Raw genomic sequence first — 12717 nt, 5'->3', positions numbered from 1 at the left:
GACCAGCAAACAAAGCAGGACCGACGCAGCGTATTTCACGCTTACAAACGTTTTATGTAAGGGGAATTAGATGGCGGACTGGGGAGGATTCGAACCCCCGACCCCTTGATTCGTAGTCAAGTACTCTATCCAACTGAGCTACCAGTCCGCGTCAGAGTGGGGGCGATGTATCCCCACCGTTTGGTAATGGCAAGAGCCGAAATGAAAGTTTTTACGCTTCAGGTGTAGAAAGTCTGATTTCGGCCTTTGGCAGGGTCATTTCAAAGGATGTTCCGTTCGCACCACTCTCGGCCAATTGCAGAATTCCGCCATGACCGCGCACCAATTCAGCGGCAATCGCAAGGCCAAGCCCCGAACCACCCTTTGTTGCGCCGCCCTGAAAGGCTTGGAACAAGTGTTCTTTGGCACGCGGAGGAAGCCCTGGCCCTGTGTCAGAGACGATGACGTGCCAGCTATCCTCGGTCTCAGCGGCATGAATGTTGATCTCACCCGCCTTCCCCGTCGCCATAATGGCCTGCCGCGCATTCCGCACCAGATTGGAAAGGACACGGTAAATCTGTTCGCTATCGGCGCGTATCATCAGATTCGCAGCAACGTCCTCGGAGAACGACAAATCGTAGTCGCCAGCTGAGAGGCGTTCACTATCGATGACGTCCGCCACGATTTCTGCCAGTGCAAAACGCGTTAGTTTTGGCGGCGCTTCTTCTGCCCGACCGAACGCCAACGTGTTTTCACACAAATGCACGGCTCGCGTAATCGAGTTGACGAGTTTCGGGGCGAGTCGCTGAACCGCAGGATCATTCGAAACTTCGATCCGATCTGTGAACAGCTGAGCAGAGGTCAAAATATTGCGCAGGTCGTGGCTCACCTTCGCGACACCTTCGCCCAGCTGCGCCAGACGATCTTTTTGTTTGAGGGCGCCCGTGAGCTGCTCTTGCATCGTTTTCAGCGCCTGTTCAGCTTCTCGCAGCTCCAGCACGCCTGCACTTGGCTCAATAAACCTACGGGCATCCTCGGGTGCTTCTGCATAGAGCGTCATGTGGCGCACCACGCCGCGAATGGGCTTTACCAAGAACACCTGCACCGCAAAGAACAGCAAGAGCGCGGTAATAATCGAGATAACAGCCGATAAAAGAAGCACGTTCAGACCGTATTCCAGCATCGCCACCCGCAACGGCCCCTGCTCCATCGTGACCTCGATCAGCAAGCCACCATCCTGAACTGGGTTCCCGATCACGCGGATGACCGGGTTATGCGTTGAAAGCAGCACTGACATCGCGTCACGGATTAAGGCCAGCGCACCAGGATCGCGCATATCGTAGGTCGCTTCGACTTGCCCCGGAATGGGCGAGGACAAGGCAAGCTGCCGCACCTCATCACGCCGCAACACCACGTTAAACACGCCCGCATTGTCGAGAAGCTCCGCCTCCAACTCTGGCGTAATCATATCGTCAGCCAATAGTGCTAAAGATGCGATCTGCGCCCGCTCAAGGCGCAACAAAAGGTAATCCTGACGGAACCGCGCAACAGAGGGCACGAAAATGAACACCTCTGCCAACATGACAAAGATGACGGTCAGAATCAAAAAACGCCCCGATAGCGTTTTGAACATTGCCCCTCCGTTTCGGGACTACGGCAGCAATCGCTGCACCACCCCCACGACCCGCTTAACGAGCGGGCTTTCGAATAACTTTGGAGTAAAATAGGCACTCGCAGCGCGTTTGTTAATCTCTGCCAAGGTCGGGTAAGGCAAAACAGTATTGGCGATAAACGAAAGTTTAGACCTATTTGTGATCGCCATTGCCCACATTGCGATCAACTCGCCCGCCTGAGGGCCGACGATTGTCACACCAACAGGCCGACCTTTGACGACCATAAGTTTGAGAAAGCCCACGGTTGTTCCGCCGGCAACGGCGCGGTCATTACCTGCAAACTCCACGCGATGGACCGACAACGAAGCACCGTATTTTTCAGTGGCCTCGGCCTCCGTCGGGCCAATTTGGGCCAACTCGGGCGAAGTGTAGGTCACACGTGGAATATGTTCGGTCCGCGCCTTGGCGGGCAATCCAAACAACATTGACCGAACGATTACGCCGGCATGATAGCCCGCAAGGTGCGTGAACTGCATCCCGCCAGCAACATCGCCAATGGCATAGACATTTCGGTTGGACACCGACCGCAGTCCAGCATCGACATGGATACCTTTGAGGTCGTGGTCGACCCCACCCACCGCCAAATCGAGCTTACCGATATTTACGCGTCGTCCAGCCGCGACGAGCAAGTGCGACCCGACAATAGGACCCCGATCCGTCTGAACGGTGACGCCATTCTCGGCTGAAATGTGCAGCGCTTTACTGTTCTCGAGAATCGCTACGCCCTGCCCCACCAACGAAGTCCTGATCACATCGGCCGCATCTCGGTCTTCATTTCCGAGAACTTCTGCGCCTTCAATAACGGTAACATCGCAGCCAAACCCGCGATGCGCTTGCGCCATCTCTATCCCAATCGGACCACCACCGATGATGATCAGGTGCTTTGGCTTTTCCCTGAGATCAAAGATCGTTTCATTCGTATGCGCCTCTACAGTGTCGATGCCGTCAATTGGCGGGACAAATGGTGACGATCCCGTGGCGATCACGAATCGGCGTGCGCGGATGTGCTGTCCACCTGCTAGAACGACAGCGGGTGAAATAAAACGTGCATAATCACGGATCACCGTGCACCCCAGCCCTTCGAATCGGTCCTGACTGTCATGGGGTTCAATCGCGGCAATCGTTCGAGCGACGTGATCTTTGGCGGAAACATAATCCTGACCCGATCGCGCCGCAGACAAAAGCGCCTTGGACGGCACGCAGCCATAGTTCAGGCAATCACCGCCCATTTTATGGCCTTCGATCAAGACGACACTGGCCCCCATTTGCACAGCCCCCGCCGCGACCGAGAGCCCGCCAGAACCTGCGCCGATCACGCAAACATCACACCGAAGTTCATCCATTCTTTGATCTCCGAATAGCTTTGACAACGATGGGCAATGCAGCCAGCGCACATAAGCCCATCAAGGGTAGCAGCACAGATGGTTCGAACACGATCGATAAGTCGGGCGATTCTCCGCGATCAAAAACCGCGCCCAAACCGTTCCCAATCGACGTGAACACCAAAGCCCCTGGGACAATGCCCAGCGCCGTTGAAATCACAAATCGGTGCAAAGGCACGCCCACTAGCGCGGGCACGAGATTCGCAACAAAGAACGGTACGGCTGGCACAAGCCGAATTAGGAACAGCATCGACCACTGGTTTTCGTCGATCCCATCTTTGATCCGCTTGATCGCGCCAGTTGACCCATCCATTTTCGCGGACAGTCGTTCTCCCAGACCCCAGCGTGCAGCTAGAAACAATGCAGACGCGCCGACAGTGGCACCGAGAACGTTATACATAACGCCCGGAAAAGTCGCGAAGAGGAACCCGCCCGTCAAAGTCGCAACTGTCGCTCCGGGCAGAGAGAACGCAACGATCACGATATAAACGGTGACGAAGACAAGGACCGACATTACGGGGTTCGCATCTCGGAAGTCGATGAGAAGCTGACGGTTCCCTCGCAAGGTTTCAAAGGTCAGCGTATCGCGCAGAAACCAGACACCAAGAATCGCACCAACGAGAATAACGACGATGGGTAAACGCCGAAGAAGTGTTGGCTCCAGAATTGATTTCTCTATCATTTTTGCTCCGTTGGCTTTGATCTTTCATGGACAAATCCAACGCCCCCGCATAGCCATGCTCACGCGAGGTTGATGAACTGGCCTTTAATCTGGCCAGTTTTGTAACATCGGGCAGGGAATGTGACGGTTTTGTCAAAAACCTACCCCCAACCGCGTTGACAGAGAGGTGAGGCCCCTCTAAAGGCAGGGCTTCAAAGTTTCACGGCCTCGAATCTGTAAAGGTTCGGCCCATCTGACCGGAGAGAACGCGATGAAGCGCACGTTCCAACCTTCTAACCGGGTTCGTAAGAACCGTCACGGCTTCCGCGCCCGTATGGCGACTAAAGCTGGCCGCAAGATCCTGAACGCCCGTCGCGCACGTGGCCGTAAGGTCCTGAGCGCCTAATGGCGCCTGCGGGGTCCGTTGTGACACCGCAAGAGAATTCGACGCGAACCGCCGAGGCGCAGCCTGCGGCGGTTTTCGTTCGTCCGCCGGTCCTGAAAAAACGGGCCGATTTTCTGCGGGCCGCCAATGCGCGGCGTCAGGGCACATCAGGCTTTCACCTCCAAGCCCGCGAACGTGGCGACGATGCGCCGTTTCGTGTTGGCTATACCTGCTCGAAAAAGGTGGGGAACGCGGTCGCACGTAACCGCGCCAAACGGCGTTTGCGCGAGATTGCCCGTCTGGTGATGCATAGCCACGCCCAAGCCGGCTGGGACTATGTCCTTATTGGCCGCAAAGAAATCACGGCAACGGCGGATTTCAAACAAATGCAAAAGGACCTGATCTGGGCCCTGCGAAGGGTGCACAAATGACACCCGCTGCTTGGGTAATATCCCTGCCCGTCAGGTTCTACCGATTGGTCTTTAGCGCATGGGTCGGACACGGCTGCCGCTTCCAGCCAACCTGTTCTGCCTACGGAATGGAAGCGCTGGAAAAACACGGCGCGATCAAAGGGACCTACCTGATGATCTACCGCATTCTTCGGTGTAATCCTTGGGGCGGGTCGGGAATCGATAACGTTCCTGAACCCAAACACCGCTGCAATCACGACCACTAATCACGACAAAGGACGCGCCATGCTCGACGATCTGGACGACATCCATCCGCTTTTTCACGGCGCTCCAAAGTCGACCGAATTCAAAAAGCTGCGCAAACGCATTGTTCAAAACGTCCGTGAGGCGATCGAACAGTATGGGATGATCGAACGTGATGCCCGCTGGCTCGTTTGTTTGTCAGGTGGCAAAGACAGCTACACAATGCTGGCTATTCTCTATGAACTGAAATGGCGCGGCCTCCTGCCTGTGGACCTTTTGGCCTGCAACCTAGACCAAGGTCAGCCGGGTTTTCCCGCGACGGTTCTACCCGAATTCCTTGAGAAAATGGGCGTTCCGCATCGGATCGAGTACCAAGACACCTATTCGATCGTGATGGATAAAGTGCCTGCAGGCCGCACTTTCTGCGCCCTGTGTTCGCGCCTACGTCGCGGAAACCTCTATCGAATCGCGCGCGAAGAGGGCTGTAGCGCGGTCGTCTTGGGTCACCATCGCGATGATATTCTCGAAACCTTCTTCATGAACCTCTTCCACGGCTCCCGCCTCGCAACGATGCCGCCGAAACTGGTTAACGAAGAAGGTGACCTGTTCGTCTATCGCCCGCTTGCACATGTCGCCGAAGCCGACTGCGAGAAGTTCGCGACCGCGATGAACTACCCCATCATCCCTTGTGATCTTTGTGGGTCGCAGGATGGGCTGCAGCGCCAACAGGTTAAGGGCATCCTAGACGGTTGGGAGAAAAACGCACCAGGCCGCCGTCAGAAAATGTTCCGCGCATTGATGAATACGCGCCCGTCGCATCTGCTCGACCCAGCGATCTTTGACTTCAAAGGATTGCAGATCAATGAACAAAAACCGGACAATTTTCCGGATATTCCCGACTTACGTTAAGGTTTCACTTAGCAATTGAGCTTTAGGTTCATCCTGACCGGAAACGGGCAAAGGAATGAACTACTATGCCTAACGCAATCGTCGACGCCGTTCGCCGCAATAAGGCCCGCTGGCCCTATATCCTCATTGCGCCGCTTGGCGCTGTGGCGGGATACATTTTGGCAGGGCAACCCGGATTAATCGTCGCGACCTTTTTGGGGCCGACGTTTCTCGCCTTCATCTTGCCGAACTTGCCAGATGCGGTCCCAATCGACGCGGCCACTGGCCTCACCACACGCGACGGCCTCGTTATAGCGCTGGACAACGCTCTTCGCTCGGGCAAACAAAACGGGCTTACGACGGGCGCGATCGTCTTTGAAATTGATCGGTTTAAGTTGATTGAAGAACGCCATGACCGATCAGGGGTCGAGGCGATTTTCAAATCAGTCGCGGTGCGTCTCTCCGCGATTCTTAGGGCTGACGACATCGCTGCGAGGCTCGATGGTCCAACCTTTGCGGTAGGGCTTTCTCCGACGCGACGCTTTGACCTTGAGGCCGCGATCCAACTCGCCTCGCGCATCCAACACACTATGGCCGAACCCTTTAATATTGCGGGCATGAACGTCTATCTGACTGTCTCGATCGGGTTTGGCCTATCAGATCGCCTCGACCACAAAACGGGTGTCGCACTTTTGCAGGCCGCAAATTCGGCCCTTATCGAAGCACAACGGCACGCCCCCGCCGCCATCCGAAGCTTCTCCCCATCAATGCGAAACCGTATCGCAAATTGCAACGAGCTGTCCCAACAAGTCACGCGCGCCTTGGATAACGGTGAAATTCGTGCCTTCTTCCAACCCCAGATTTCGACACGCACCGGAGAAATCACTGGATTTGAAACCCTAGCGCGGTGGCAGCACCCGCGGCGCGGGCTGATCCCACCGTTGGAGTTCCTGCCCGCACTGGCTCAGGCTGGTCAGATGCATCGACTGGGCGAAGCGATGATCCACGACGCTTTGTCATCTCTTCGTCGTTGGGATGAGACAGGGCTGTTGATCCCCCGCGTTGGTGTGAACTTCTCAAAAGAAGAGCTAACAGATCCTCAACTTGTGGATCGGATAGAACAGCGCCTCCATGAATTTGGTCTGGACGCCAATCGGCTCGCCGTTGAGGTGCTCGAAACCGTGGTTGCTGATCATGCCGATGACATCGTGATCCGAAATCTTTCAGGCCTCGCGGGACTAGGCTGCAGCCTCGACCTTGATGATTTCGGAACAGGCCACGCATCGATTACGTCGATTCGGCGTTATTCGATCGAACGCATCAAAATCGACCGATCATTCGTGACCCGCATCGATGCCGATGATGAACAACAGAAAATGGTCGCTGCGATTTTGACGATGGCAGATCGGCTCGGCCTCGACACGCTGGCCGAAGGTGTCGAAACCACCGAAGAGCGCCTAAAGCTGGCTGAATTAGGCTGCCGCCACGTCCAAGGCTTTGGAATTGCACGCCCCCTACCGCCCGAGGATGTAGACAACTGGATCAACAACTACAGCCCTATGGCGGTTGGCAGTCGCGGTTTGCGGCGAAAAGCAGGGTAAACAGCAATGTGACACGCGTCTAATCCGCCAAAACCCCTAAAACCGCTTGACCTTTGACGCTATGGCCTGTTGAACCCTGCCTGATCATTTACCTTACAAAACGGGCGGTTCAGATGGAAAATCAGAACAAGAACCTAATTCTTGCCACAGCACTTAGCTTTCTGGTTATCACAGTTTGGTTCTTCCTGTTTCCACCTGAACAACCGGCGGAAACAGCAACAGATGCAACTGTAGCAACGGAACAGACTGACGTCGCCGCTCCAGTTGCCGACGCATCGGCTGACGCTGCAGCACCCGCCGTGGCCGAAGCAGCGATGCCCGCAACGCCGCGTGTCCCCGTTGAAACCCCCGAACTGACAGGTTCTATTGCGCTTCTCGGCGGTCGCATCGACGATATCTCGTTGAAAAATTACACCGTCGCGGTCGACAGCACTGAAATCGTTCAGCTCATGCGCCCGCAGGGTGAGAACGATGCCTACTACGCGAGCTTTGGCTGGATCGGCAACGCGGGCGTCGACGCGAATGCCGTGCCTGGCCCTGACACAATGTGGGAACTCGAAGCAGGCACCACATTGACCCCTGAGACGCCGATCACGCTGAAGTGGGACAACGGCGCTGGTCTGACCTTCCGTACCACCTACGCGATCGACGAAAAGTTTATGATGACCATCGACCAGACCGTCTCGAACGCGTCTGGCGACGAAGTCACCCTTACTCCTTACGGCCTCATCCGCCGCTTCACTGAGCCGGATGCACAGCGTCGCTTCTTTGTCCTACACGAAGGTCTGGTTCGCATGACTGACGGCAAGGTTGATGAGCAAACCTACAAAGACATCCGCAAAGTCGACGGCGGCGTGAGCAGCGTTGATGTCCTGCAGTCGGGCTGGACTGGGTACACAGACCACTACTGGATGACGACCCTGATCCCCGATCAGAGCAAGCCGTTCACATCAATGTCGCGCTACTTCACCACTGACGTTTACGAAGTCGACGCGATCCTCGAGTCCGAGACGCTCGCCGCTGGCGCGGAAACTTCCGTTTCGACGCGTTTCTTCGTGGGTGCAAAAGAATGGGAAACTATCCGCAACTACGAAAACAATGCTGGCGTTTCTGGCTTCATCAACTCGATCGACTGGGGCTGGTTCTTCTTCTTGACCAAGCCGATCTTCTGGCTGCTGCACAACATCAACGCTGTAATCGGCAACATGGGCTGGTCGATCATGGTCCTGACGCTCGTTCTCAAAGCGTTGGTACTGCCGCTCGCCTATAAATCCTACGTCTCGATGGCGAAGATGAAAGAGCTTCAGCCTGAGATGGAGAAGCTTAAAGAAGCAGCTGGCGATGACCGTGCTAAACTGCAGCAAGGCATGATGAAGCTCTACAAAGAGAACAAGGTTAACCCTGCATCGGGCTGTCTGCCGATGATCCTGCAGATTCCGATCTTCTTCTCGCTGTATAAGGTTATCTTCGTCACACTCGAACTGCGTCACGCTGAGTGGATCGGCTGGATCCGTGACCTCTCTGCTCCGGACCCATCTTCGATCCTGAACCTCTTTGGCCTTCTGCCTTGGGGCACTCCGGAACCGGGCAGCATGTTGTTCATTCTGTCGCTGGGCGTATTGCCCATCATTCTCGGCATCTCGATGTGGCTGCAGCAGAAACTCAATCCAGCTCCCACTGATCCATCCCAAAAGATGATCTTTGCATGGATGCCTTGGATTTTCATGTTCATGCTGGGATCGTTCGCTTCGGGTCTGGTTCTCTACTGGATCACCAACAATACCATCACGTTCCTGCAGCAATACGCGATCATGCGCAGCCACGGCCACCGGCCAGACGTTCTGGGCAATATCACCTCTGCGTTCAAACGTGGTAAAGCTAGCAAAGCAAAATAAACTGACAGGCTGCCTTTAGGGCGGCCTGTTCCGCCAAGAGGGTATGGTCATGCAATTGAGTTTTCCGATCGTTGAAGATCTGGACCCGACGGTCGTAGAAGCTGGTCGTATGCTGTTCCATGCTCCGATCGAGTTCCTCAAAGGTGTCGTCGCCATGGACGGCATGCCGCCTGCAGATCGGATCGAACTGTGCTTTGCGGGTCGATCCAACGTTGGTAAATCCAGCCTGATTAACGCGCTGACAGGTCGTAAAGGGCTCGCTCGTGCGTCGAACACACCTGGCCGCACCCAAGAGATCAACTTTTTCACCGTTGGCGACGAACACTACATCGTCGACCTTCCGGGTTATGGTTTTGCCAACGCGCCTGTGGCAATCGTTGAAAAATGGCAACGGCTGCTGAAACGATACCTTGCTGGCCGCCCTACTCTGCGGCGCGTCTTTGTTTTGATCGACAGCCGCCACGGCGCCAAAGCCGTAGACGAAGAAATCATGTCGCTTCTCGATAAGGCCGCCGTGACGTTTCAGGTCGTTATGACAAAGACGGATAAGGTCCGCAAAACGCAGCTCGATCAATCGATCGAAGCCACGCGGGCCGTTCTGGCAAAGCACCCGGCCGCCTACCCTGAAATCGTATTAACGTCTTCTGATAAAGGGGACGGTATAGCGACACTTCGCGCTATTATTTATGGCATCGTTTGACCCCTATTTAGAAAGGGCCCTGCCGTGAGGAAACAAGACATGAACCGTGACTGGATCGCAACTGCCCGCACTCTGTCAGAGGCATTGCCCTACCTTCAGCGATATTCGGGTGCGATCGTCGTGGTCAAGTTTGGCGGCAATGCCATGGGCGATCAGGATGCCATGGCTGATTTCGCACGAGATATCGTCCTCATGCGTCAAGTCGGCCTGAACCCCGTTGTCGTGCATGGCGGCGGCCCGATGATCAACGATCTGCTCGGTCGTCTTGGCATCGAATCCCAATGGGTGCGCGGCAAACGCGTAACCGACAAAGCAACTGTCGAAGTCGTTGAGATGGTTCTGACAGGCCTCGTCAATAAACGGATCGTTCAGGCGATTATGGACGAAGGCGGTCGCGCGGTTGGTCTGTCGGGCAAAGACGACGACCTGATGGTTTGCGAACCCGACGATCCAGAATTGGGGTTTGTTGGACGTCCGGTCGAAATGAACGTCCAAGTACTGCATGACATGTTTAATGCGGGCATCATTCCAGTGATTGCTCCCGTTGCTACTGGCATGAACGACAACGAAACGTTCAACGTGAATGGTGACACAGCAGCTGGCGCCATTGCTGGCGCCCTTAAGGCCGATCGCCTGCTTTTGTTGACCGACGTATCTGGCGTGAAAAACAAAGACGGCGAAGTGATCACTCAAATGACGCCCGCGGAAGTGCGCGAAATGATTGCAGATGGCACCATTGCAGGCGGGATGATCCCAAAAACCGAAACCGCTCTCAAAGCAATTGAGGACGGTGTACGCGGGGTGGTTATCCTTGATGGTCGGGTCGCGAATGCGTGCCTGCTCGAGCTATTCACAGAACACGGCGCTGGTTCGATGATCCGGACCACTGAACCACGAGTGAAGCCGCGCAATTCATGACAAACCTCATTGGCGAATTGGAGGGATATGGCCTGAGAATTTCAGGAATTACTCCTCCATCCGCCGATGACAATCTCCCAGACTGGGCGACGGCAATTGTGCTGATCTCCCCACTAGAACCCGAGTTCTGGTCAGTTTTTTGCGAGTCACCAGAATGGTGTGATGGGCGAAGCGACCCCGTAGATCGTTGGTCTAAACGCGTCCTAAGCGAAGTCGCGGCCGCATATGACGGCGTCGCATATTTCCCGTTTGGTGGCGCCCCGTTCCATCCGTTTTACAGCTGGGCCATTCGTTCGGGGGCGTTTTGTGCCTCCCCCGTCGCGTTCTTGGCAGACGGCACCGCAGGCTTATTCACGTCCTTTCGCGGCGCCATCGCACTTCGCGATGCACCTAAGGTCGTACTAGCCCCTCCGCCCTGTGCGACTTGCCTCGCCAAACCGTGCGTCACCGCCTGTCCGGCCTCAGCATTGGTGCCCGCAGGATATGATGTGGCAGCCTGTCACGGTTACCTAACAGGTACGGAAGGCGCAGACTGCCTAAACAACGGATGCGCAGTTCGACGGTCCTGCCCCATTGGGTCGTCACAACGTCCACCTGCCCAGTCTGCGTACTTCATGAGTGAGTTTCACAAATGACCCTTCGGCTTGTTCTTATTCGTCATGCCAAATCATCTTGGGATGACTTTTCCATTGAGGACCATGATCGGCAGTTGAACGAACGAGGACGACGATCGGCACCAGCCATCGGGCAATGGATCGCTGACAGAGGCGATATTCCGACAGAAGTTTTATGCTCCGACGCTAAACGTACGAGGGAAACGCTGGACCTTCTGATGGAGCAGTGGCCGACTACGCCTGCTGTGCGCTATGTGCACGCCCTCTACCTCGCGCCCGCGACGGCGATGCTAGCCGAGCTGAAAACCGCAAAGGCGCCTATCGTTGCCATGATCGGTCACAACCCAGGTATCGGGAGCTTTGCCTGTGGGCTTGTCCATGATCGCCCCGACCATCCGAAGTACGCTTCATACCCGACCTGCGCGACTGCCATCATCGACTTTGATGTGGCCCAATGGTCAGATGTGACTGCTGCCTCTGGTCGCGTCGTTGCCTTTACCACTCCACGCGAGTTGCTGAACGAATAAGGGCGGACACTTGGCCCGCCCCTTTCGAAAATTTGTCTAAGCTTAGTGGCCCAAAATCTGGCTCAAGAACAGCTTCGTGCGATCCGATTGCGGATCGTTAAAGAACGCATGTGGTTCGTTTTGTTCGATGATCTGACCCTGATCCATAAAGATCACGCGGTTCGCCACAGCTTGAGCAAAGCCCATCTCGTGGGTCACACAGAGCATGGTCATGCCTTCTTCAGCCAGCTCGATCATGGTGTCGAGAACCTCTTTGATCATCTCGGGGTCGAGAGCAGAGGTCGGTTCGTCGAACAGCATGATGCGCGGCTTCATGCACAGCGAACGTGCAATCGCCACACGCTGCTGCTGACCACCCGACAACATGCCCGGATATTTGTGAGCCTGATCAGGGATCTTCACCTTTTCGAGGTAGTGCATCGCAATATCTTCGGCCTCTTTGCGCGGGACCTTACGGACCCAGATCGGCGCCAGCGTGCAGTTCTCTAAAATGGTCAGGTGCGGGAACAGGTTGAAGTGCTGGAAGCACATGCCAACCTCAGAACGGATCTTATCGATGTTCTTGAGGTCAGAGGTCAACTCTGTCCCATCAACGATAATGTCACCCGACTGGTGCTCTTCGAGGCGGTTGATACAGCGAATGAGCGTCGACTTACCAGAGCCCGACGGACCACAGATTACGATCCGCTCACCGCGCTGAACGGTCAGGTTGATGTCACGCAACACGTGGAACTGACCATACCACTTGTTCATATTGTTGATCTGAATGGCGACCTCGTCAGAGATCGTCATGTGGCTGCGGTCGATTTGACGTTCGATTGCAAGTTCGGACATGGCGGTC

13 protein-coding genes and 1 tRNA gene are annotated in these 12717 nt (G+C 55.5%); 9 read left to right on the top strand and 5 right to left on the bottom strand.

Features of this window, described 5'->3' with window-relative positions; all coding sequences use genetic code 11:
• Positions 1–71: 71 nt before the first annotated feature.
• From AC1QQ2_RS12585 to AC1QQ2_RS12570, 4 genes are all read right to left on the bottom strand, one after another.
• Positions 72–148, bottom strand: a tRNA-Arg gene (locus AC1QQ2_RS12585).
• A gap of 63 nt (positions 149–211) precedes the next feature.
• A complete protein-coding gene (locus tag AC1QQ2_RS12580; protein WP_479713390.1) occupies positions 212–1612 on the bottom strand; it encodes a sensor histidine kinase in 1401 nt (466 codons plus the stop codon).
• A gap of 18 nt (positions 1613–1630) precedes the next feature.
• The gene (locus tag AC1QQ2_RS12575) at positions 1631–2995 is read right to left on the bottom strand and encodes a dihydrolipoyl dehydrogenase family protein (protein ID WP_479713389.1); all 1365 of its coding nucleotides are present in this window, start codon (positions 2993–2995) and stop codon (positions 1631–1633) included.
• Entirely contained in the window at positions 2988–3716 is a 729-nt protein-coding gene (locus AC1QQ2_RS12570; RefSeq protein ID WP_479713388.1) for a TVP38/TMEM64 family protein, read from the bottom strand. Before AC1QQ2_RS12570 ends, AC1QQ2_RS12575 begins: the two co-directional genes overlap by 8 nt.
• A gap of 250 nt (positions 3717–3966) precedes the next feature.
• On the opposite strand from AC1QQ2_RS12570, the gene rpmH reads away from it, so the two are divergent.
• The 9 genes from rpmH (at position 3967) to AC1QQ2_RS12525 (ending at position 11876) form a co-directional block, all read left to right on the top strand.
• The gene (gene rpmH / locus AC1QQ2_RS12565; RefSeq protein ID WP_067550427.1) at positions 3967–4101 is read left to right on the top strand and encodes a 50S ribosomal protein L34; all 135 of its coding nucleotides are present in this window, start codon (positions 3967–3969) and stop codon (positions 4099–4101) included.
• Positions 4102–4121: 20 nt separating this feature from the next.
• Complete coding sequence (gene rnpA, locus AC1QQ2_RS12560; protein WP_479713387.1) at positions 4122–4511, top strand: ribonuclease P protein component; 390 nt, start codon at positions 4122–4124, stop codon at positions 4509–4511.
• On the top strand, positions 4508–4756 hold the full coding sequence (gene yidD, locus AC1QQ2_RS12555) for a membrane protein insertion efficiency factor YidD (protein WP_105234144.1): 249 nt from the start codon (positions 4508–4510) through the stop codon (positions 4754–4756). The genes rnpA and yidD overlap by 4 nt, the downstream gene beginning before the upstream one ends.
• 19 nt (positions 4757–4775) lie before the next feature.
• The gene (gene ttcA, locus AC1QQ2_RS12550; protein WP_292251163.1) at positions 4776–5642 is read left to right on the top strand and encodes a tRNA 2-thiocytidine(32) synthetase TtcA; all 867 of its coding nucleotides are present in this window, start codon (positions 4776–4778) and stop codon (positions 5640–5642) included.
• 65 nt (positions 5643–5707) lie between these two features.
• On the top strand, positions 5708–7222 hold the full coding sequence (locus AC1QQ2_RS12545) for a putative bifunctional diguanylate cyclase/phosphodiesterase (protein WP_105234142.1): 1515 nt from the start codon (positions 5708–5710) through the stop codon (positions 7220–7222).
• A 113-nt stretch (positions 7223–7335) separates the two neighbouring features.
• Positions 7336–9117, top strand: coding sequence for a membrane protein insertase YidC (gene yidC, locus AC1QQ2_RS12540; protein WP_479713386.1), 1782 nt, complete (start codon positions 7336–7338; stop codon positions 9115–9117).
• Positions 9118–9166: 49 nt separating this feature from the next.
• On the top strand, positions 9167–9817 hold the full coding sequence (gene yihA, locus AC1QQ2_RS12535; protein WP_067550438.1) for a ribosome biogenesis GTP-binding protein YihA/YsxC: 651 nt from the start codon (positions 9167–9169) through the stop codon (positions 9815–9817).
• Positions 9818–9856: 39 nt separating this feature from the next.
• Positions 9857–10735 carry an acetylglutamate kinase gene (gene argB, locus AC1QQ2_RS12530; protein ID WP_105234140.1) on the top strand — a complete coding sequence of 293 codons (879 nt, stop codon included), beginning with the start codon at positions 9857–9859 and terminating at the stop codon, positions 10733–10735.
• Between the two features lie 631 nt (positions 10736–11366).
• The gene (locus tag AC1QQ2_RS12525) at positions 11367–11876 is read left to right on the top strand and encodes a SixA phosphatase family protein (protein ID WP_479713385.1); all 510 of its coding nucleotides are present in this window, start codon (positions 11367–11369) and stop codon (positions 11874–11876) included.
• A gap of 42 nt (positions 11877–11918) precedes the next feature.
• Here AC1QQ2_RS12525 and AC1QQ2_RS12520 read toward each other — a convergent pair whose 3' ends face one another.
• Positions 11919–12710: an amino acid ABC transporter ATP-binding protein gene (locus AC1QQ2_RS12520; RefSeq protein WP_067550446.1), complete on the bottom strand. Its 792-nt coding sequence runs from the start codon at positions 12708–12710 to the stop codon at positions 11919–11921.
• Positions 12711–12717 lie beyond the last annotated feature (7 nt).

Origin of the sequence: Aestuarium sp., from assembly GCF_023253315.1 — a bacterium.
GTDB classification, from domain to species: Bacteria; Pseudomonadota; Alphaproteobacteria; order Rhodobacterales; family Rhodobacteraceae; genus Marivivens; species Marivivens donghaensis.
Note: the sequence above shows the minus strand (reverse complement) of the source record. Positions and strands in the feature narration are given on the sequence as shown.